This window comes from Nocardia testacea NBRC 100365 (genome assembly GCF_000308775.1).
GTDB classification, from domain to species: Bacteria; Actinomycetota; Actinomycetes; order Mycobacteriales; family Mycobacteriaceae; genus Nocardia; species Nocardia testacea.
Window position 1 is genome coordinate 1 of sequence record NZ_BAGJ01000273.1, and the last position, 21,195, is coordinate 21,195.

Consider the following 21,195-nt stretch of genomic DNA (forward strand, 5'->3'; position numbering starts at 1 on the left):
CGCACCGCCGCGTCCGGGTCGGTGAGGGCGCCGGCCAGTGCCGCGCTCGCCTCGTCACCGGGTATCTCCGCGATCGCAAGCACCGCGCGCCGCCGGATGGCGGCGTCCGCGGCGCCCAGCCCGGCCACCACGCCGGCCAGGCCGTCTCCGCCGGCTCGGGCGAGCGCCCAGCGCAGCGCCCCGGCGACATTCGGATCGGATTCGGTGAGAACCGCCCCGGCCAGCAATTCGGTGGACACCGGAGCATCCTCGGCCGAGGCCAGGGCGGTCCGCTGCCGGCGCGCGGCACTCGGCGACTCGAGCCCGTGCAGCAGTTCCACGATGCGCAGGACATCCGGCCAGCCCGCCGGTGTCGAGGCATCGACGGTCCGGAGCCGGTCGAGAAGCTCCTGTTCCCGTCGCACCCGCGCCTCGGTCCGCTCGATCAGAGCGCTCACCAGTTCCGCCGGGGTGAATGCGGGGTCCTCGAGCGCCCGCCCGACCTCCCGTAACGACAGGCCCAGCGAGCGCAGGCTTTCCACATGGAAGATCCGCCGGATATCGGCGGGGGCGTACTCGCGGTAGCCGCCGACGGTGCGACCGGTCGGCCGCACCAGCCCGAGGGAGTCGTAGTGCCGCAGCATCCGGGTACTCACCCCCGAGCGGCGCGCCACCTCACCGATCAGCATGCGGCCGGTCCGGCGCGTTCGGGACCGAGCGCGATGATCCGTTTCGCCTCGGCGATATCGGGGTCGAAACCGGCCTCCGGGTCGCGCAGCAACCGTTCGGTGGCGCGGGCATGCGCGCGCACCGCCGGATCCGGTCCGGCCGACCTGGCCCGGACGGCCGGACCGGCGTGGTCGCCGAGCGCGACCAGTGCCCGGCTGAGACTCAGCTGGACGGTCCGGTCGCCGCGCCCCAGCTGGGTGGCCAGTTCCGCGGCCAGCTCCTCCTGCTCGCCGTCGGGCACCAGGACCACGGCAGCTCGCCAGGCGCTCCGGGCGACCTCGTCGTCGGCGTCGCGCAGCAGCGATCGGGTGATCGCCGGCCAGACGGACCTGTCGCCGATCTTGGACAGGGTGTGCAGCGCCTGGCTCCGGGCCTGCGCGCCCGCGGCACTCAGTTCCGCGCGCAGTGCCGGCACGGTGATGTCGGCCGGATGGCGGGTCAGGGCCCAGGTGAGCATGTCGCGGACGTAGAAGTCGGGTTCGATCGCGCACCGCGCGATCAGCGGGCCGACGAGGCCGGGCACGGGGTTCGTACCGGCGGCCAGCGCCGCCTGCAGCCGGGTCGACGAGGCCGGGGCGTGCAACGCCTCGAGCAGGCGCGTATCGGGTGAATCGATTATCGGGTCGATGGGGACCACCTCCTGCGCTCAGTGAAGACCTTGTCACAGTGTCAGGGTCAAATCCGTGAGGTCCGGGCCGCCGCGCGCGGGTGCCGTCGATACCCCGCCCCGGCCCCGCGTGGTGTCACCGGATCGGTATGCCGGAATGTATTGGGCGCCTTGCCCGGATGGGGTATACCTGCGGGGTACCGACCGCACGACCCCACGAGGAGCATCCGCCGTGTCCGACGGCTCTATCGATCTGCGTACCGATGTCGCGCATCCCGCGCGCATGTACGACTACTTTCTGGGTGGCAAGGATTCCTACGATGCCGACCGAGCCGCGGCCGAGCAGGCACTGCGCGATTTTCCGGCGGTCCGGCTGACCGCGCGCACCAACCGCGAGTTCATGCGACACGCCACCCGTTTCCTCACCGAGCAGGGAATCCGCCAATTCCTCGATATCGGTACGGGTATCCCCACCGAGCCCAATCTGCACCAGGTCGCCCAGAGCCTGGCACCGGACTCGCGGGTGGTCTACGTCGACAACGACCCGATCGTCCTCGCCCACGCGCGGGCGCTGCTGGTGAGTACCGAGCAGGGCCGTACCGCCTACATCCAGGCCGACGCGGGGGATCCGGAGGCCATCCTCGCCGCGCCGGAACTGCGCGCGACGCTGGACCTGTCGCAGCCGGTGGCGGTTTCGCTCATGGCGGTGCTGCATTTCGTGCCCGGTGATGTGTACGAGATCGTGAACACGCTGATGGCTCCGCTGGCGCCGGGTTCGTATCTGGCGATGTCACATGTCACGACGGAGTTCGACGAGGGGCCCGACGATCCCGACGGTATGGCCCGGCTGTTGCAGGTCTACGTGGATCGCGGAATTCCGGTGCGGCCGCGGACCCGCGCGGAGGTGGCCCGGTTCTTCGATCAGCTGGAACTGGTGGAGCCGGGTGTCGAGGTGATCCACCGATGGCGCAACTCGGGTATCGAGCATCCGCCGAGCCATGACAAGAAGGTGTCGCTCTACGGTGCCGTGGGCCGGAAGGTCTGAGACTGACCGGCGCCCGGCGGGAGTGCTCGTGGCCGGGCACCGGTAGCGGTTCCGGCCACCAGGGGCGGCTCGACGGGGACCGCGTCGTGGTCCGGTTCGGTGACGGCCGGGATCCGACGCTGTTCCCGATCGTCACCGATGCTCTCCGCGGCGGGTGGCGCGGGACGGCGTGCCCGCTGGGCATCGACCACCGCGCCCAGCAGCACCGCGAAATTGGCGACCCACAGCCAGACGAGGAATACGACCGCCGCCGCCAGGGAACCGTAGACCTTGTCGAAGGAGTCGAAATGCGCGGCATAGAACGACAGGCCGGCCGAACCGGCCAGCCATACTCCGACCGCCAGCGCGCTGCCCGCGGTGAACCAGCGCAACGGCTGCCCGGAAACATTGGGCGCCAGCCGATACAGAAGTGACAGCGCGAAACTCGCTACCAGGGCGAGCACGATCCACCGCAGTATCGACCAGATTCCGTGCACGAACGGCAGACCGGCGAGAACTCCGCCGTACCGTCCGGCCATGCCGTTGGTGACCACGAAGCCCAGACCGGTGAACACCATCAGCGAGATCAGGACCACGCTGAGCGACAGCTGCAGAAGTACCGTCCTGAGCCGGGATCGGCTCTCCACCACGGAATACAGCGCATTGGCGGCCCGGATGAACGCGCCGATATAGCCAGACGCCGTCCACAGCCCGGACACCAGTCCCGCGATCGCGATCGGCGCCGACCAGACCCGTACCTGTTCGAGATGGCGTACCGAATCGGCGAGCAGCGTCCGGCTGCCCTGCGGACCGACATGGCTCGCCGCGCCCGCGAGCGCACCGGTCGGCTCCGGCCCGGCCCGGCCAGGCCGAGGACGGCGACGGTGAGCAGCAGGGCCGGAAAGAGCGACAGCATACTGTAGTACGTCAGTGCCGCCGCCCAGTCCGACAACTCGTCCGACCACGCCGCCCGCACTGTGCGAACCAGAATCCGGAACTCGCCACTGCGCAGCACTCGCACGCGCACTCCGCGCCACCGCCGATCCATCCCCGGCAACACCTCCGGTTCTCTCGGCTACCCGCGCCGTGCGCTGCGCAAACGCGATCCTGCCCGGTGGCTCTCACATATGCGAGCCGCCGTCGACGCGGATCTCGGTCCCGGTGACGAAATAGGCATCCGGTGAGCCGAGCATCGCCACCACCGCGGCCACCGCGTCGGGTCCGGCGAAGGGTGCCCCCGCGGGCAGCGGCAGGGCGGGTGTGGCCTTGGCGAACAGTGCGATATCGGCATCGGCGGGCAGCCCGGGGCCGAGGCTCTGACCGGACGCGCCACTGCCGTCGGTCATGCCGGACGAGATGGAGCCCGGCTGAACGGCATTGAACCGGATGCCCTGCCGCCCGAACTCCATCGCCAGCGCGTGCGTCATCGCCTGGATACCGCCCTTGGACGCGGCATAGGCGGACATGTAAGGGTGGGCGAACGCCGCGGAGGTAGAACTGAAATTCACGACCGCGGGGTCGTTCCCGGCCCGCAGCGCGGCCAGGGATTCGCGCGTGACCACGAAAGTGCCGACGAGGTTGATCCGCAGGATCTGCTCGAATTCCGCGACCGAGGTCTGTTCGAAATGTGCCGACCGCAGGACACCGGCCGCATTCACCAGGGTGTCGAGCCCGCCGAGCCACCGCAGGGCGTCGGCCACTCCGGCGCGGACCGACTCCTCATCCGCGATATCCATGATCGATGTGCTCAGTCGCGCCCGGTCGGGACCGGCCTTGGCCGCGGTGTCCTCGAGGCCGGCCGCGCTGATATCGGCGGCGACCACCCGGCCGCCTTCCCGCAGTATCCGCAGCGTCGTGGCCTGTCCGATACCGGATCCGCCGCCGGTGACGAGGACGCGGCGGCCGTCGTATCGCTGGAGTTCGGTCATGGGAGGGCTCCTGTCGGAAGTCGGGCTCGGTGGGCGGAACGAACGGTGCTCCGCCCGACTCCCGAGGATGCTGGCCCGCGCCGCCGCCCGGCCGTGCGATTCCATTGAGTGGGCAGTCGCCTCAGGACCCGGCGCGCAGCCCTCGAGAATCACGCGTATGAGCGATGGACTCCCCACACCGGAGCAGCTGACCGCGCTACCCGGGACGATGACCGGGACGGTCACCGCCGAGACACTGGACGGCGGTGACCATATGAATGTCGTGCAGTACCTGCGCTGGGGCACCGAAGGGGCCGATACGCTCGTCCGCGCGGTCGGTATCGACGACACCTACCGCGCCGAGCGGCAGATGGGCCTGTTCACCGCCCGGCACCATCTGTCCTACACCAGCGAACTACGCGAAGGTGATCGGTTCGCGGTGGCCGGACGCATCCTCGACCGCAGCGCCAAAGCCGTGCACATGATGACCTTCCTCGTCGATACCGGCCGCGGCCGGATCGCCAATACGCTGGAGATCCTGCTGATCCACGTGGACCTGCGGCACCGGCGTGCGGTCGAGCTGCCCGCGGATATCGCCGACTCGCTGGACGAGCACATCGCCCGCTCCCGGGCACTGCCCTGGGCGGCTCCGCTCTGCGGCGCCATCGGCATCCGGCGCTGACGGCCCGGGCCGGGAGCTCGGCAGGAGAAGCCGCTCGCCGGCGGCACAGGATCGAGCGGTAGCCGTCGCCCGCGGCCGTCGCGTACCGGCGGCGGGGACCGCGGGCGGGTACCGCTTCGCGAGTTACCGGGTCAGTCCGGCGCCGGCCGCACCGGCGGTGAGTGCTTCGAGACCGAACGCTTCGACGGGGCCCAGCGCACCGGCGCCGCGCAGACCACCGTCGAGCGCGGTCTGCGCACCCCAGGCGAGGATGGACGCGGTGAAATCGTAGGGGTCTCCACCGGTCAGGGTGACCGATGCGAGATTCGAACCGGCCGCGTCCGACACTTCGGCCACCACCCATGTCCGGGTGCGGGAGCGCGCGGTGGCCGCCGGACCCCCGGTGGATCCTTTGACGATCCGGGTCAGCGCACTCTCGGCCAGTCGTCGCACCGGGCCGATCCGGGCCAGGGTGCCGGTGAGCAGCGAGGTGACCCGTAGACCGTGCGCCGCCCCGCCGGGCATACCGAGGTAGACGTCGGCGTCACGCAGCTGCGGATAGGAACGGGGGAGCGCGAAATGTTCCGAACCGGGCACCGACGCGCCGGTGAGCTCGCGGCCGGCGACCTCGAAACCGCGGACCCGCGCGGCCGTGCGCTCGGGGACGACCCGGCCGCCACGCAGCGCGAAACCTCCTTCGAAGAGCATGCCCGCCATCGAGGCCCGGGTACCGCCACTGGTGCCGGGGTCGGTGATGAAATAGCCGATCTCCGCGCGGACCGCCTCCGGCGCTTCGGCCAGCGCGAGACCGGCGGCCAGATTGCCGGGGACGTAGTCGTAGCCGAACGCGGTGAGCAGGCCGACGCCCGCCCGGCGGGCCACGTCGTCGTGCTCGAAGACGGTCCGGATGAACGGGCCCTCACCGGTGGAGTCGAAATAATGCGCCCCGGCCTCGACGGCCGCGGCCAGTGCGGGGCTGCCGTAGCGCAGGAACGGCCCCACGGTGCTGATCAGCACATCGCCGGGACCCAGCAGGGCCCGGACCGAATCCGGGTCGGTCACATCGGCCACGGCGGTGTCGGCGCCGCCGAGGTCCGCGGCCAATTTCTCCAGGGCGGCCGCATTGCGTGCGGCCAGGACGGGCGCGGCGCCCCGGCCGACCAGGGTCTCGGCGATCAGCCGGCCGGTGTAACCGGTGGCTCCGAACAGAACGATCTTCGGCATCACTGGTACTTCCCTATCTGTACTCGGTGCGGCAGGACATGGTTGCGCGGTGCGGCCGAACGGTCATTCGAGCCGGTCGCGGGGATGCTCCGGCCCCGGCAGGTGCAGGGCCAGCAGCGCCGTGTCGTCGGTGACACCGGGGCCGAACGAATCGAGTAGGGCGGTGATCGCGGAGACGGTGTCGCCGGCCGACGCGGGAGCGAGATCGCGGGCGAAGTCGAGCAGCGCCGACTCCCCGTAGAAGCCCGCGGCGGTGCGGGCCTCGGTGAGTCCGTCGGTGTAGAGCAGCAGCGTCGCGCCGGGTTCCAGGACGAAGGTCACCGTCGCGACCGCCGCGTCGGGGAACACCCCGACCAGTTGCCCCCCGGGAGTGTGCAGGTAATCGGCCGTGCCGTCGGCGCGCAGCAGCAGGGCCGGGGGATGCCCGCCGGAGGCGAGGGTGACGGTGGCGCGGGGGCCGGCGACGCTGTCGGTCAGCGTGAGCCGGCCGTAGATGACGGTGCAGAAACGGGGATGGCCGCGGCGGTGGTCGCGCACCATGGTGGTGTTCAGATGCCGCAGGACCGCGGTGGGATCCGAATCGTAGACCGCGGCAGCACGCAATGTGTACCGGGCGAGCGAGGTGATGGTGGCGGCGACGGCGCCCTTGCCGCAGACGTCACCGAGAAAGAAGCCCCAGGTACCCGGGGAGATGGGGAACAGGTCGTAGAAGTCGCCGCCGACCTCGTCGGGGGAGGCGGGGTGGTAGTGCGCGGCGACATCGGCTCCGGGGACCTGCTCGAGTGCCGCGGGCAGCAGCGTGCGCTGCAGGGTCTCGTTCAGCCGCTGCAGGCGTTCGCGGTCGCGTTCGACCTCCCGGCGTGCGCGCAGCAGTTCGGTCTCGTAGGCGCGGCGCTCGCGGGCGTCGAACACCGTGGTCCGGATCAGCATCGGCTCCTCGTCCGTCCCGGTCTTCACCGTGGAGGTCACCAGGACGGGCAGCCGCGAGCCGTCGGCGGTCCGGAGTTCGAGCGCGATCCCACTGATCTGGCCCTGCATCCGTAGCAGCGGCGCGAAATGGGTTTCGTGGTAGAGCCGGCCGCCGACGGTGAGCAGATCGCTGAAGTGACGGCGGCCCACCAGGTCTTCGCGCCGGTAACCGAGCCAGCCCAGCAACGTCGAGTTGATCTTGGCGATCCGCCCGTCGAGCAAGGTGGACAGATAGCCGCAGGGGGCGTTCTCGTACAGGTCTTCGACGTCGTCCTCCAACAGGGCGGTGAACTCCGCGCGCTGCTCCGGATCGTCCGGTTCGAACCCGGCGCGTTCCGGTCCCGAGCCGCCCGCGCGGCACATCATCATGATAGGTCGCGCACGAAGCCGGCGATCGCGGCGGCGGTCTCCTCGGGAGCCGCCAGTTGTGGACAGTGCCCGGTCGCGGTGAGGGTCACCAGCCGGCTGCCGGGGATGCGGGAATGCACGAACTCGCCGACGCCCGGCGGGGCGATCGCGTCGTTCGAGCACTGTGCGACCAGTGTCGGAACCCGCACGGCCGCGAGATCGTCGCGATTGTCGGACAGGAACGTCACCCGGGCGAAGATCCGGGCGATCTCCGGATCGGTGCGGCAGAACGTCGTCTCCAGCTCCTGCGCGAGCTCCGGGCGCTCCGGGTTACCCATGATCACCGGTGCCATTGCTCCTGACCAGCCCAGATAGTTGGCATCCAGCGATTCGAGCAATTCATCGATATCGTCGGCACCGAAGCCGCCCCGGTAGCCGCTCGCCGGGTCGTCGATGAAGCAGGGGCTCGGCGCAAGCAGCACCAGGCCCCGGAACAACTCCGGCTCCGCCGTCGCGGCCAGCACGCCCATCATGGACGCCACCGAGTGGCCGACCAGGACCACCGGACCCATATCGATCGCCCGGCACACCTGCCGGATGTCTTCGGCGTAACCGTCCATCGTCGAGTAGCGTCGCGGGTCCCACGCCGACAGATCGGACCGGCCGGAGCCCACGTGATCGAACAGGACGACTTCGAACTCCTGCGCCAGCAGGGGCGTCACCAGACGCCACAGGCCCTGATCGCAGCCGAAACCGTGCGCGAGGACCACCACCGGCGCTCCGGTGCGACCGGTGACGACCACACGATTTCTCTTCAGCACATCGACCACAGACCTCATCCTCGCAGAACTACCCCGGCGGACCGCGCCCAGACGGTCGCCCCGGCATACTTCGCTTTGTGGACCATCGGGCGGTCACCGGCGCGGGGAACCCGTCCGCCGGACGCCGCTCCGCGCCCACCGGCTTCGGGACGGTCCGGACTCTTCCCATGCCGGGAGAGTCGTCGTCATCGCATGGCGGACCACGACGTTTCACACTGTTCACATGTCTGTGTGCGTCATATCGGGGATGCCGGCCGAACCGACCCACGGTCCGGCCCGGCCGCGGTGACGACAAGCGGGGACATCGTTGAACGAGACTCCGAAGGTGGACACGGACGAACTACGGGCCTTGGTGACGACGCTGGAGAAGCTGATCACCGAGGCTTCCCGGGTGACGGGGGAATTGAAGGCCGCCATAGCCTCCGCCGAGGCGATTTCGGCTCCGGGCCCGGCGGTCGTCGCCTCCTCGATGGTGACGGCCTCTCCCGAACCCGCTGTCGCGGTGGAGGGTCGGCTCGCCCGCGGTGGACCGCCCGTGGCCACGCCCTCGGCCGTCCGCGCACCGGCTTCGACCCCGTGGGCCCGTAAGCGGGCAGCCACCTCCGCTGTGGTTCGTCCCGCACCTCCCGGTACGGTTGCCGCCCCCGTCGTCGCGGCATCACCCGCGGAAACGACGACCCTTCCAGAAAAGCCGGCGGCCGCGGCATCGGCGCCGGAGTCGCGGCCGATGCCGGTCGCGCCCTCGACGCCTGTCCGGTCGGTTCCCGCGCCTTCGGCTTCCGTACCTTCGGTTCCCGTACCTTCGGTTCCTGCGCCTTTGATCCCCGCACCTTCGGCGTCCGTCCTCGCGATGGCGGCTGCCGGATCGGTGCTACCCGCTTCGCCGGCGTCCTCCGTTGTGGCCGCACCGGAACCACTGCAAACGACCGGCCAGGCCGAGTCGTCGCCCGGTCCGGTGCAGACCGCCGGCGCCGTGGGTGTGTCGCACGAACCCCAGCGGCCGCCGGCGACCTCCATGACCGGTGGTAAGACGACGTCCGAAACCATTGGGCGAGAGATCGATTCCGTGCCGCTGGGCGTGCTCGGGGCCGGGGTCGATACCCGTGCCGCCGCCGCGGACAGCAGCGTGAGCGCGGCTGCGGCGAACGTCGGTACGCGAGCGCCCCGAGAACAGCCGGAGCCGCTCGAGGTCGCGGCGTGTTCATTGTGGGATTCGGCCGGGGAACCGGTGGTCCCACACGCCGAGCCGGTCCTGTCCGCAGGCAGGGTCGAGGTGTCACCGCCCCCGGAACGAGCCCGGCCCGCGGGTGGGCCGGGCGAACGGCCGCGTATGGCCGTGCACAGCGAAACGCCCCGGCCCGTGGCGCCGGAGCCCCGCCCCGTGCCGCGCACGGTCGAGTTGCCCCCCGAGTTGTCGCTGCAACTGGCCCGGATCACGAAACCGGCCGGAACCCGGCCGGTGCCGCGGCCGGACGATCCGGTGCGGCGGGAGCCGTCGGCCGAGCCGGTTCGCCCGGACATACCCGTCGCGCTGGTTCGCGGGGAGGTACCGGCGGTGGCGATGGGTGCCGAGCCGCCACCCGGGCCGATGCGAACGGAGGCACCGGCCGAATCGGCGCGCGCGGAGGAACCGAGGCGCCGGGAGTCGCCTGTCGGTCCGGTGGCCGAGGAGTCGTTGGTCGGTGTGGCGCCTGCGGAGTCGCCTGCCGGTCTGGTGCCTGCGGAATCACCTGTCGAGCCGGCGCGCGCGGAGTCGCCTGCCGGTCCGGTGCCTGCGGAATCACCTGTGGGTCCGGTCCCCGCCGAGTCGCTGGTCGGTGCGGTACCCGTGGACTCGCCCGTCGGGTCACTTCGGTCGGAGTCGTCCGAGCCGGTACGCGGGGAGCCACCTGCCGACCCGGTCCGCCCGGAGCCGCCGGCCGAGCCGGAGACAGCTCCCACATTGCATTTGGTGGGGGACCCGTCCACGCCGGATATCCTCTCGGCGTCCGGGGCGGAGCCGGAGCCGTGCGGGCCGCCCGAGGCGCTGACCGTGGTGCCGGGAACGGGCGGCGACCCCGGCGGCGCGATCCGGCTCGCGCACGATATGGCCCGCAGGCACGGCCTGAGGATCCGTGGCTTCGAGACGGTCGAGCTGGAAACCGAAGTGGTGCAGCAGATCTCCGCGGCGTTGAACGACCTGATCGCGAAGTACACCGTCGAGCTGTACGGCATCGAGGTCACCGAACAACGCGACGATACGATTCGCCGGGAGCGCAAGAAAGCAGTGGAGTCGGGTTCGGCCGAGCCACCCCCGGTGTGGATCACCCTGGAGCGCGCGGAGCTGACGGGCCCGGATGCCGGCGGGCCGGGCTCGACGAGAAGGCGTTTCCGCCGGGGCCGCACCACCGGCCGGCCGGCGTACACCGCGGTGGTCCGCGCATTCGCGGCCGCGCTCGACGAGGCGGGAGATTACCGGGCACGCCAGGAAGCCTGGCGGATCCTGATGGCCGGTTCCCTCAGCGGTGGGCCGGATATCGGTGCCGGTCTGCTGGATCCCGGGCGGGCGCTGGTCGAAGGCTTCGTGGAAGTCGAGTTACACGGCAAGCGGGCGGGTGAGCCGGCGAAGGCGCTGCATCAAGCCCTGCTGAAAATGGCTCAGGCCGACTCCACGGAGTCGACGGCCTGACCGGCGTCCCGCCCGCTCCCGTGGTGTCGGATATGGGTCCGGGTGGGTGTCGCCGCGCGGACGTCGCGCAGGCCGAGGTTGTCGCGCAGGGTGGTGCCGGTGTACTCGTCGCGCAGGACGCCGCGGTCCTGGAGCAGCGGCACCACCTTGTCCACGAATTCGTCCAGCCCCCACGGCACGAGATGGGAGCCGAGAATGAATCCGTCCGAGCCGTTGTCCTGCACGAAGGTATCGATCTGTTCGGCGACCTGGGCGGGGGTACCGACCAGCGGGCCGCGCTCGAACTGGTCGATCACCACTTCCCGCAGCGTGAGTTTTTTCGCTTCGGCCACCTCGCGCAGGCGTCGCGCGGTGGCGAAGCGATCCTGATGCACGAACGCGCGGCCCTGGATGATCGGGGGTGCGTCGGGATCGGGGTCGATATCGGGTACCGGGCCCTGCGGGTCGTAGCCGGACAGATCGCGGTTCCAGATCTGCTCGAGCAGGATCAGCGCGGTCTGTCCGGTGACCTGTTCATCGCGGACGGCGTGATACTTCTCCACCGCTTCGGCTTCGGTATCCCCGAGCACGAAACCGGCCGAGGGCAGGATCTTGATATCATCGGCGGCTCGTCCCGCCGCCACCGCCCGTGCCTTGATATCGCGGTAGAACTCCGCTGCCTCCGGTAGTTTGCCGTACGGGGAGAAGATCGCGTCGGCGTTCGCGGCCGCGAAATCCCGGCCCTGCGGTGATACTCCGGCCTGCAGGATCACCGGTCTGCCCTGCGGGCTGCGCGGTACGGTGAACGTTCCGGAGATATCGAACTGTTCACCCCGGAAGGCGAAGGCGCCCGCGTCCGGGCGGGCCAGGAACCGGCCGGACAGCCGGTCCGCGACCACATCGCCCGCCTCCCACGAATCCCACAGGGCACGTACCGCGTTCAAGGTCTCCTCCGCCCGCACATAGCGGTCGGCGGGGTCGAGGAAGCCGCCGCGCCGGAAGTTCTGACCGGTGAACGCGTCGAAGGAGGTCACCACATTCCAGGCGGCGCGTCCCCCGGAGAGGTGGTCCAGGCTCGCGAACTGGCGGGCCAGCTCGTAGGGCTCGTTGAAGGTCGTGTTGATCGTGCCCGCCAGTCCGAGATGTTCGGTGACCGCCGCGAGCGAGGCCAGCACGGTGAAGGTATCGGGACGGCCGATGATGTCCTGATCGAAGATCTTGCCGGCGCGTTCGCGCAGGGCGAGTCCCTCGGCGAGGAAGAAGAAGTCGAATTTCCCGCGCTCGGCGGTGCGGGCGGTGTGCTCGAAGCTGCCGAAGTCGATCTGGCTGCCCGCCTCGGGGTGCCACCATGCGGTGTGGTGGTTGACGCCGCCGAGGTAGGCGCCCAGGATGACCTGTTTACGGGGAGTGCTCATGGTGGCCTCGCTCAGGTGGTCGCGTAGCGGTTGGGAACGGTGGTGGGCAGTCCGAGCAGCGCGCGCAGCGAGCCGTCCGGATACTCGGTGCGGAAGACACCGCGGCGTTGCAGGACGGGAACGAGCCGATCGGACACCGCGGCCAGATCGTCGACCGCGACACCGGGCCGCAACCGGAAACCGTCGATACCCCGGCCGCTCCAGTCGATGAGCAGCTCGGCGAGTTCGTCGGCGCCACCGGCGGATACGGCGGCATCGGAGGTGTACTCGGCACCCGCCGCCTCGTTCAGGCGGGCCAGGCGTTGTGCTCCGGTCGCGTCACCGGTATCGAGGAAGACGACGAGATCGGCGTAGACCCGCAAGGGCTCGCCGGTGCGGCCCACCGCCGCCGCGGCCGTGGCTATCTGTTCGAGTATCGGGGCGGGACCTGCTTCGCGAGTGGGTGTGACGAACACCAGATCGGCTCCCCGCGCGGCGAATTCGTAGATCAGCGGCGCGTGCGCGAGTGCGGTCACCACCGGCTGGCCCTGCGGTGGCCGCGGTGTGATCGACGGGCCACGGACGTTGAAGTGACGGCTCCGGAAATCGATGTAGTGCAGTTTGTCGCGATCGATGAAACGCCGGGTGGCGATATCGCGGATCTCCGCGTCGTCCTCCCAGCTGTCCCAGAGCCGTCGCACCACTTCCACGACATCGGCGGCCTCGTCGAATAGATCCCGCACGAATTCGGGAAAGATGCCCGCGGCCCGCGCCTGCGCCAGTTCGGTGGCGGAGAGTTCTCGCGTGGGGCGGCGCCCGAAATGCGCGGCCTCCGCCGCGGTGGCCGAGACTCTGGCCTGCCAGCCGGCCCGGCCGCGTGAGGTGTGGTCGAGCGTCGCGATGGCCTTGGAGAGGTGGAACGGCTCGGTATGGGTGGTGGTTACGGTCGGCACGAGACCGATGTGGCGGGTGACGGGCGCGAGGCGCGCGGCGATCAGATGGGCGTCGATCCTGGCCCGGACGCGGTCGAGGGCGCCGTCGGGTGTGTCGGGCACGGTGAGACTGTCGTCGATGGTGAGGAAGTCGAGTAGGCCACGCTGGGCGGTGGCGGCCAGGTCCGTCCAATAACCGGGGGTGAACAGTTCGGCGGGCCTGGAGTTCGGTTCCCGCCACGCGGCCGGATGCCGGCCCGCTCCGTCGAGCGCAACGCCGAGATGTAGTTTCGGTGCCATCGTCTCCCGTTTCCTGTGCGTACGCCAGTGGTCTCCGGGTCAACGCCGGGTTCGTCGCCGGCGGCCGCGCGGGTCGGGCGAACACCGCGCCGAGTGGGTTCTCCGGATGAGCGGCGGGGGAGTCGTGTACGGCGATAACGGGTGGCCACGCCTTCGCCGCGAGCGCCGTCCCGCCTGGCGCCGGGCGCTGTCAACGATTGGGATCAGTTCGAGCCCGCTGAAATAGGAGTCCGGTGCACGCCGCCGCGCTCCGTGATCGGCTCCGGGGAACGGCCGCGACCGTCCGGCCGCGGGCACCGACATAGTGTGACCTCGTGCGCGCGCGACTGATCGAATCTCCCCACCGGGTGGCCGCGGGGCTCGTCGCCCTGCTGGTGCTGATGGCCGCAGTGGTGGTGACCGTCGCGGTCGACGGGAGCGGCCCGCGGCCGGTCCCCGCGACGGCGACCGATGGGTTCAGCGCCGAACGGGCCCTCACCCACCTGAACCGTTTCGCGACCGAACCGCGGCCGCTGGGCAGTCCGGCGAGCGACCGGGCGCGGCAATACCTCACCGGACAGTTGCGGTCGGCGGGCTTCACGGTGGAGACCCAGCGCGCCGTCGGCGCGCGGGCGTGGGAAGGGCTCGCGACATTCGGCCGAGTGGACAATGTGATCGCCACGCTGCCCGGGCGCGCGTCCACCGGAACGGTGCTGTTGGTCTCGCACTACGATTCGGCCGCGACGGGCCCGGGCGCCTCCGACGACGGCGCGGCGGTCGCGGCGATGGTCGAGGTGGGCCGGCTGATCGCCCGGCAGTGCGAGCAGCGCAACGATCTCGTGCTGCTGTTCACCGATGGGGAGGAGGACGGGCTGCTCGGTGCCGAGGCGTTCGCCCGGGAGCATCCGCTCGCCCGCTCCGGCGGTGTGGTGCTCAACTGGGAGGCCCGCGGTGTCGCCGGACCGTCGCTGATGTTCGAGACCTCGGCGCACAATGCCGCGCTGGTATCGCTGTTCGCCGGCGCGGTGCCGCATCCGCGGGGTGATTCGTCGCTGGTCGAGGTGTACCGGACGATGCCGAACTTCACCGATTTCACGGCTCTGTCGGACGCCGGCTTCACCGGGCTCAACTTCGCCTATATCGAAAACCCGTCCTACTACCACACGGCCGGGGACACCATCGGCAACCTCGATCGCGGCAGCCTGCAACACCACGGCGAGAACATGCTCCACCTCGCCCGGGCATTGGGTGCGGCCGATCTGGCCGACTTGCGATCCGACCACGACGCCACCTATTTCCGGCTCGCGGGCACCATGATCACCTATTCGAACGCGCTGGTCCTGCCGATCGCCGTGCTCGCGGCGGTGGCGGTCGGTGCGGTGGCGGTGCTCGCCCGCCGTCGCGGGTATGCCGGAACCGGGCAGCTACTGCTCGCCGCGGCGTCGGTGGCACTGCCCCTCGGAGCGGCGGCGCTGCTCGGGCAGGGCATGTGGTCGGTGCTGGAGTGGCTGCGTCCCGCGTACGCGCAGATGGGCGGGCTACTGCATCGCCCCCAGATCTACGAGTGGGCGCTGGTGGCGCTGGCCGTGACGTCGGTACTTGCCTGGTATCTGCCGGCGCGCCGCCGGCTGGGAGCGGCCGCGCCGGCCATCGGGGTCCTGGCCTGGCCCGCGGTACTCGGTGTGGTGTGTGCGGTGGTGGCGCCCGGCGCCTCGTTCCTGTTCGCCCTGCCCGCCCTGTGCGTGGCGCTGGGCATACTCGCGGCACTGCTACCGGTGCGCTGGAGCCTGTGGCCGGTGACGGTGTTCACGCTGGGCGCGCTGGTTTCCGCCGCGCTGCTGGCGCCCCTGACCGGCAACCTGGTCGACGGCATCGGCCTCGCACTCGGCGGGGTCGCCGGGGCCGGCGCGGGACTGTTCGTGCTGATGCTGCTACCGCTGGTCGAGTTGCTGCTGCCCGCACCCACCGCCCACCGCCGCGTCACCGTCGCGGTGCCGGTGACGGCGGCGGTCGTCTCGGTGCTCCTGATCGGCGCGGGGACCGTGGTCGACACCTTCGACGCCCGCCATCCCGCCCGCGCTCACCTCGCCTATGTCCTGAACGCCGATACCGGTGTGGCGAGCTGGGTGAGCAAGGACGCGGAACCGGCCGAGTGGACCCGCACCTTCGTGGACGGCACCGACATCGCGCGGCTCTCTCCGGGGTATGCGCGGGGCACCCTGTGGACCGGACGAGCCGAGCCGATGGCGCTCGACGGCCCGGTGCTCGATGTTCGCCGTCGCGACGGGGACACCGTCACCGTGCACGTGGCGTCCCGGCGCGCGGCGACCGGCCTGGTGTTGCGCATCGATCACCCGATCGACCGCGTGACCGCGGCCGTCGCGGATGCGACGCCGGTCGAGCTGGCCGTCACGGGGGAACGGGCCGATACCTGGCCAGGGGAGATCCAGTTCCGCGATCTGCCGCCGGAAGGAGCCGATATCACCGTGCGCACCCCCGGCGCCTATCGCGTTCGGATGACGGTTTCCGACGAGACCCACGGCCTGGCCGCCGCGCCGGGCTTCCGGCCTCGTCCGGAGGATCTCGTGGCCTCGATCCGGGACGACGGCGAGCGGATCGTGGTGACACGCACGGTAGAACTCTGATCGGCAGCCGAAACCCGGAAGCGGGTGGTGCGGAATCGCTGACCCGGCGAACATCTCATGCGCGGTAGTCCGGCGGTGCGGCCGGACGTCCTGAAGCTGTTGCCGCGCCCGCGGTTTACCGGCGTCCGATGATGCCGTCTTCGTCCACGGACAGTTCTGTATGTGGGCGGTGGACGGGTGAGTGTCGCTGCGGCGGTACCGATCCCGGGGTGAGCCCGCCGCCGGCCGGCGGCGCCCGGGTGGCCGTTGTCCGCAGGAGGCGCCGGGTCGGCGGGCGACACATCGGGACGGCTGTGTTCGGCCCGATCCCGGTGACCGCACGCTACGACGGCATCCGTCGACCTCCCGCCGGTCGTTCGCGCCACACGGACCGGTCGGCCCGCGTGCGCTGTACCCCGCCGGAAAGGACCCGGCCCGTGCCGAAATCGGATGTGCATCGCAGGAAGGCTCTCTTCGATGCCGAGGCCAGGTTGTCCTGGGGGCTCGCCGGTCTGGCGGGGCTCATCGGCGCCGCGGCCCTCGCCCATACTGCGGGTGGTTCGCGATCCGTTACCGTCCAGAGTCCTTGCCGGAGCCGACAACCGGCAGCATTCCGGCCGGTAAATGAACAACAGGAACACTTTTCGCGCTGTGCGGGCCGCGGTGGGCGAAACCCTGGATGTGGTGGGGCGAAATCCGCCGATGCCGTCCCCGAGCATCGGGCGAACCTTTACCGTTCCGGCGGCGGCGCATTAATCTGGGCGCACGGGGTCGCCGGAAGGTCGGTGGCTCGGTCGTTTTCGAGAGCGAGGGAAAATGTCCGGCCCGTCGAAAAAGCCCTTCGTCCCCCCGCGTTGGTTCGTCAGGTCCTTCTGGGCGGGCCACCGCCTGATCTATCGCCTCACCGCGCGCGGTCTGGCGCGCCCCGAACACCACGGCCGGATGGGCATGCTGCGACTGCGGACCCGGGGGCGGCGCACGGGTCGCGAGCGCGCGGTGATCCTGGGCTATTTCCGCGACGGCGATGATTTCGTCACCCTGGCGATGAACGGCTGGGCCGAGCCCGCGCCCGCCTGGTGGCTCAACCTGCAGGCCGATCCGGCCGCCGAGGCCGACACTGTCGACGGTGTGATCCGGGTCCGCGGCCGGGAAGCCATCGGCGCCGAACGCGATCGTCTGTGGGCGGAATTCCCGCGGTACAACGGCTGGGGCGGCGCGGACTTCGAACGGAACGCCGCACTGCGTTCCCACGCCACGCCGGTGGTTGTGCTCGAACGGATATAGCCGGGACGCCGGTGGCCGATCCGGGTCGGGGTGCCGGCGAGCTCAGTCCGGTGGTTCCTGTGTCTCGTCGGCGACGGTCACCTCCGGCGCGATCTCCCGCGTGGCCATTCCGCCGTCGCGGCCCTGATCGGTCGGGCCGGGCCGTCCGCCTTCGGGCTCGTCGTTCTCGGTCTTCTCCGTGCGTTTCGCTTCGGTCAAGACGACTCCTTTCGCTGTGGCTTCGGCCTACCCCCGTTTCCGCGGTCGAAAAGCGGAGATCCGGCTCCGTGCGCGGGTTTGCGGCGGAGCGCCCGGGGTATCGCGCTCGGGCTGCCGGGCCGACATTCGGGAAGGGAGAGCGCGTGAACTATCTACAGAAGGCGATGGACGAAGTGACCACTCTCATCGGCCGAGCCGTGGGTTCGGTATCCGGCGGAACCGGCCGGCGGGCGCTGACTATCGAGCGGCCGCGCGCGGCAGTGGAAGATTTCTGGCGTGACCCGGACAACCTGTCGCGTGTCTTCGACGGGTTCGCCGACGTGCGGTCGACAGCTCCGGACCGCTACGAGTGGACGGCGCCGCCGGACGGTGCGGACGCGATCCACTGGGAGAGCGTGCTGCTGGCGGAGCAGAACGGACTGAAGTTCGTCGACGCGGTGGACCCCGACCGCGCGCGGATCGAGCTGGAGTTCACCGACGCGCCGCGGGGCCGCGGTACCGAAGTGCACATATCGGCGACGGCGCCGCTGCCACGGCAGCTCACGGGTGCGGCTGCCTTCGCGGTCCTCTATCGCGCGCGTGCGCTGATACAGACGGGAGAAGTGCCCACCCTCGACCGCAACCCCAGTGGCCGGGCGGCCACACAGGAGGCGTGATGCGTGCACTGTGCTGGAACGGAGTCGACGATCTCGCGGTCCAGACCGTGCCCGATCCGGGCCTGGTGAATCCGCACGATGTGATCGTGCGCGTGAAACTGACGACGACCTGCGGCTCGGATCTGCATTTCATCGACGGCTATCTCCCCGGTATGCGCGAAGGTGACGTGTTCGGCCACGAGTTCATGGGCGAGGTGGTGGAGACCGGGGCGGAGGTCACCGCCACGAAGGTGGGGGACCGCGTGGTGGTGCCGTCCTTCATCGGATGCGGGGCGTGCTGGTACTGCGAGCACGACCTGTACTCGGTGTGTGACACCACCAACCCCAACGCGGCCCTGCAGCAGCCGGTCCTCGGTCATCCGACGGGCGGGATCTACGGGTACACCCATCCGTTCGGCGGGTACCAGGGCTCGCACGCGAACTACATCCGCGTCCCGTTCGGCGACGTCAATTGCTTCACCGTGCCGGAGGGCATCACCGACGAACAGGCCCTGTTCTGTTCCGACGCGGTCCCCACCGGCCTGATGGGGGCCGACTTCTGCGATATCGCCCCGGGTGACACTGTCGCGGTGTGGGGCGGTGGCGGGGTCGGCCTGATGGCGGCACACTCCGCCCTGCTGCTCGGCGCCGAACGGGCCGTGGTGATCGATCGGATTCCCGAACGTCTGGCTCTCGCCCGGGACCGCTACGGCGCGGAGACGATCGACTACACGGCGGTGGACAGCGTCCAGGAGGCGCTACTCGAGCTGACCGGCGGCCGGGGACCGGACGCGTGCATCGACGCGGTGGGCATGGAGGGGCACGGAACGGGGCTGCAACAACTCTACGATCGGGCCAAACAGCTACTGCGACTGGAAACCGACCGGGCGACCTCGCTGCGGCAGGCACTGCTCGCCTGCCGCAAGGGCGGAGTGGTCTCGGTGCTCGGCGTCTACGGCCTCACCGATAAGTTCCCGATGGGGGTGGTGACGAACAAGAGCCTCACCATCCGTACCGCGCAGCAGCACGGGCAGCGGTACATGCCGCGGATGTTCGACTACATCCAGCAGGGCGATCTCGACCCCTCCCATCTGATCACCCACGATATGCCGCTGGAGGACGCGGTGCGCGGCTACGAACTGTTCAAGACCAAACAAGAGGGCTGTATCCGGGCGGTTTTCCGGCCGTGAACGGCGATGTGTGCGCCGGGGGGCGGTGTCGATGAAGGTCGTGGTCACCGGCGCCAGCGGCAATATCGGTACGGCGCTACTGCGCTCGCTGTCCCGGGAGGGGCCGGAACCGGTCGGGATCGCGCGACGTCGTCCGCCGCGGGGGCAGCAGCCCTACGACCGGGCCCGGTGGGTCGAATGCGATATCGGCGAGCCGGCGGCGGTAAGCCTGCTGACGAAGGTGTTCGCCGGCGCGGATGTGGTGGTCCATCTCGCTTGGGCAGTGCACCCGCACCGGACCGATCCGCCGCTGACCAGGACCAACGCCGGTGGTACCGCCAATGTTCTCCGCGCGGTCGCCGAGGCAGAGGTGCCACATGTGGTGTGCGCGTCCTCCGCGGCGGCTTACACGCCGGCCGCGCGATGGCGGCGCGTCGACGAGCAGTGGCCGTGCGATGGACTGTCCGCGAGCGCCTACAGCAGGGGCAAAGCCGAACTCGAGGCTCGACTCGACGAGTTCGAACAATGGCAGCCCGCCGTGCGGGTGGCGCGTATCCGGCCGTGCGCTGTGGTGCAGGCCGACGCGGCGGCGGAACTGGGCGACTGGTTGTTCGGCCGCTGGCTGCCGCCTGCGGTGATCGGCCGTCCCGGGTTGCCCGTTCCGCTGTGGAACGGCCTGCGCCTGCAGTTGGTGCATGCCGAGGACGTGGCCGCGGCCGTCGTCTCGATCATCGAACGACGCGCCGGCGGCGCCTTCAATCTCGCCGCCGACCCCGTGCTCACCGCGGCCGATCTGGCCGCGGTGTTCGGCGGCTTCCGGATCCCCGTGCCGCACCGGGTGCTGACCGCGGGCGCCGAGGTGAGCTGGCGGCTGGGTTTACAGCCGCTGCATCCGGCCTGGCTGCGGCTGGCCGACCGGGCCTGCCTGCTCGACACCGGCCGGGCCGCCCGCGAACTCGGCTGGACGCCGCGATACGACGCGGCCGCTGCCTGCGCCGAACTCGCTGCGGCAATGCGCGCTCGGCAGCGCGGTCCCAGTGCACCGCTGGCGCCGGGTCGCCCCGCTTTCCGATTGGGGCGACCGACCCACCAGAGCCAGCGACCGCCCGCGCCCGGGTGACAGCCGCGGGACCGGCACCGGGGGTCGGTGGGTCAGCTCTGGGAGTGGGGGGATCGCCCGACGGCCAGGGCGGCGAGACGCTGGAGTGATTCGCGATTGCGCGGCACCAGCGCCAGGTCCTGCAGCGCTCCGGGAAGGTATTTCCCGGGGCCGCGGACGATTCGTTCGGTGATCCCGATCTCGGTGCGGTCGGGTCCGAGTTCGGTGAGGTCGAGCTGGATATAGGCCGCACCCGCCGGCCACAGCCGGGCTTCCAGTTCCAGCCGGTGCGGTGCGTCGACCGCGCGAACTTTCGTGGTGTCCTGCCGGGCCAGTGGCCAGCCGCCCACGCTGTGGTGGATACGGGTGCCCACCTGCGGCCATCCGCTGTCGACCGCGCGGATATGCGAGGCGCCGACAACCCACAGCCCATACAACCAGCCGTCGGCGAGGACCGCGAACACATCCTGTACGGGTACCGGTATCTGCACGCTCGGTTCGGCCGCCATTGCTCCTCCGATCATCCGGACCATTCGGTCACCGGGCGCCGCTGCCCGGCCGGTGAACCGGGGCGCGATACCCGGGATCCGTGACTCGAAACAGTGGCGCCCGGACGCGGTACGCGTCCGCGCGGGGTTTGCCGCGCGGCGGGCGGGGCACCCGGC

20 protein-coding genes and 1 pseudogene are annotated in these 21,195 nt (G+C 70.5%); 8 read left to right on the forward strand and 13 right to left on the reverse strand.

Annotation, left to right across the window (positions count from 1 at the left end; genetic code table 11):
• Together ON38_RS32145 and ON38_RS32150 are read right to left on the reverse strand one after the other, a co-directional pair.
• A partial coding sequence (locus tag ON38_RS32145; protein WP_039829037.1) for a MerR family transcriptional regulator occupies positions 1-668 on the reverse strand: 668 nt, incomplete at its 3' end.
• On the reverse strand, positions 662-1,336 hold the full coding sequence (locus ON38_RS32150) for a HEAT repeat domain-containing protein (RefSeq protein ID WP_157182038.1): 675 nt from the start codon (positions 1,334-1,336) through the stop codon (positions 662-664). The genes ON38_RS32150 and ON38_RS32145, both read right to left, overlap by 7 nt.
• A gap of 211 nt (positions 1,337-1,547) precedes the next feature.
• Between ON38_RS32150 and ON38_RS32155 the strand changes: the two genes are divergently transcribed.
• A complete protein-coding gene (locus ON38_RS32155) occupies positions 1,548-2,360 on the forward strand; it encodes an SAM-dependent methyltransferase (protein ID WP_245564481.1) in 813 nt (270 codons plus the stop codon).
• Here the strand turns inward: ON38_RS32155 and ON38_RS32160 are convergent.
• From ON38_RS32160 to ON38_RS32165, 3 genes and pseudogenes are all read right to left on the reverse strand, one after another.
• On the reverse strand, positions 2,333-3,304 hold the full coding sequence (locus ON38_RS32160) for a YihY/virulence factor BrkB family protein (RefSeq protein ID WP_083873280.1): 972 nt from the start codon (positions 3,302-3,304) through the stop codon (positions 2,333-2,335). The genes ON38_RS32155 and ON38_RS32160 overlap by 28 nt on opposite strands.
• A pseudogene (locus ON38_RS38325) lies at positions 3,253-3,387 on the reverse strand (ribonuclease); the annotation flags it as partial. The gene ON38_RS32160 and the pseudogene ON38_RS38325, both read right to left, overlap by 52 nt.
• Before the next feature lie 73 nt (positions 3,388-3,460).
• The gene (locus ON38_RS32165) at positions 3,461-4,267 is read right to left on the reverse strand and encodes an SDR family NAD(P)-dependent oxidoreductase (protein WP_039829041.1); all 807 of its coding nucleotides are present in this window, start codon (positions 4,265-4,267) and stop codon (positions 3,461-3,463) included.
• A gap of 157 nt (positions 4,268-4,424) precedes the next feature.
• Here ON38_RS32165 and ON38_RS32170 point away from each other — a divergent pair, with 157 nt between their 5' ends.
• Complete coding sequence (locus ON38_RS32170) at positions 4,425-4,928, forward strand: thioesterase family protein (protein ID WP_039829043.1); 504 nt, start codon at positions 4,425-4,427, stop codon at positions 4,926-4,928.
• 123 nt (positions 4,929-5,051) lie between these two features.
• Here ON38_RS32170 and ON38_RS32175 read toward each other — a convergent pair whose 3' ends face one another.
• The 4 genes from ON38_RS32175 to ON38_RS36555 form a co-directional block, all read right to left on the reverse strand.
• Positions 5,052-6,131 (reverse strand): saccharopine dehydrogenase family protein, encoded by a 1,080-nt coding sequence (locus tag ON38_RS32175; RefSeq protein ID WP_039829044.1) that lies wholly within the window; start codon positions 6,129-6,131, stop codon positions 5,052-5,054.
• Positions 6,132-6,194: 63 nt separating this feature from the next.
• Positions 6,195-7,469 (reverse strand): PP2C family protein-serine/threonine phosphatase, encoded by a 1,275-nt coding sequence (locus ON38_RS32180; protein WP_245564490.1) that lies wholly within the window; start codon positions 7,467-7,469, stop codon positions 6,195-6,197.
• Positions 7,466-8,287, reverse strand: coding sequence for an alpha/beta fold hydrolase (locus ON38_RS32185; RefSeq protein ID WP_039829046.1), 822 nt, complete (start codon positions 8,285-8,287; stop codon positions 7,466-7,468). Before ON38_RS32185 ends, ON38_RS32180 begins: the two co-directional genes overlap by 4 nt.
• A 201-nt stretch (positions 8,288-8,488) precedes the next feature.
• On the reverse strand, positions 8,489-8,869 hold the full coding sequence (locus tag ON38_RS36555; protein WP_157182032.1) for a hypothetical protein: 381 nt from the start codon (positions 8,867-8,869) through the stop codon (positions 8,489-8,491).
• Between the two features lie 1,351 nt (positions 8,870-10,220).
• Here ON38_RS36555 and ON38_RS36560 point away from each other — a divergent pair.
• Entirely contained in the window at positions 10,221-10,937 is a 717-nt protein-coding gene (locus tag ON38_RS36560; RefSeq protein WP_157182033.1) for a hypothetical protein, read from the forward strand.
• Here the strand turns inward: ON38_RS36560 and ON38_RS32200 are convergent.
• Both ON38_RS32200 and ON38_RS32205 read right to left on the reverse strand, forming a co-directional pair.
• Complete coding sequence (locus ON38_RS32200; RefSeq protein ID WP_083873281.1) at positions 10,907-12,331, reverse strand: NtaA/DmoA family FMN-dependent monooxygenase; 1,425 nt, start codon at positions 12,329-12,331, stop codon at positions 10,907-10,909. The genes ON38_RS36560 and ON38_RS32200 overlap by 31 nt on opposite strands.
• An 11-nt stretch (positions 12,332-12,342) precedes the next feature.
• Entirely contained in the window at positions 12,343-13,542 is a 1,200-nt protein-coding gene (locus ON38_RS32205) for an LLM class flavin-dependent oxidoreductase (protein ID WP_039829050.1), read from the reverse strand.
• Positions 13,543-13,856: 314 nt separating this feature from the next.
• On the opposite strand from ON38_RS32205, the gene ON38_RS32210 reads away from it, so the two are divergent.
• A complete protein-coding gene (locus ON38_RS32210) occupies positions 13,857-16,166 on the forward strand; it encodes a M28 family peptidase (RefSeq protein WP_039829051.1) in 2,310 nt (769 codons plus the stop codon).
• A gap of 795 nt (positions 16,167-16,961) precedes the next feature.
• Entirely contained in the window at positions 16,962-17,429 is a 468-nt protein-coding gene (locus ON38_RS32215) for a nitroreductase/quinone reductase family protein (RefSeq protein WP_039829052.1), read from the forward strand.
• A 42-nt stretch (positions 17,430-17,471) separates the two neighbouring features.
• Here ON38_RS32215 and ON38_RS36735 read toward each other — a convergent pair whose 3' ends face one another.
• Entirely contained in the window at positions 17,472-17,627 is a 156-nt protein-coding gene (locus tag ON38_RS36735) for a hypothetical protein (protein ID WP_169333319.1), read from the reverse strand.
• Between the two features lie 143 nt (positions 17,628-17,770).
• Here ON38_RS36735 and ON38_RS32220 point away from each other — a divergent pair, with 143 nt between their 5' ends.
• The 3 genes from ON38_RS32220 to ON38_RS32230 are packed head-to-tail and all read left to right on the forward strand — an operon-like array spanning position 17,771 to position 20,551.
• A complete protein-coding gene (locus ON38_RS32220; RefSeq protein ID WP_039829053.1) occupies positions 17,771-18,283 on the forward strand; it encodes an SRPBCC family protein in 513 nt (170 codons plus the stop codon).
• Positions 18,283-19,452: a zinc-dependent alcohol dehydrogenase gene (locus ON38_RS32225; RefSeq protein WP_039829055.1), complete on the forward strand. Its 1,170-nt coding sequence runs from the start codon at positions 18,283-18,285 to the stop codon at positions 19,450-19,452. The genes ON38_RS32220 and ON38_RS32225 overlap by 1 nt, the downstream gene beginning before the upstream one ends.
• 31 nt (positions 19,453-19,483) lie before the next feature.
• Positions 19,484-20,551 (forward strand): NAD-dependent epimerase/dehydratase family protein, encoded by a 1,068-nt coding sequence (locus tag ON38_RS32230; protein WP_039829206.1) that lies wholly within the window; start codon positions 19,484-19,486, stop codon positions 20,549-20,551.
• A 32-nt stretch (positions 20,552-20,583) separates the two neighbouring features.
• On the opposite strand, the gene ON38_RS32235 is transcribed toward ON38_RS32230, so the two are convergent.
• On the reverse strand, positions 20,584-21,039 hold the full coding sequence (locus ON38_RS32235; protein WP_051165559.1) for an SRPBCC family protein: 456 nt from the start codon (positions 21,037-21,039) through the stop codon (positions 20,584-20,586).
• Between the last annotated feature and the right edge of the window lie 156 nt (positions 21,040-21,195).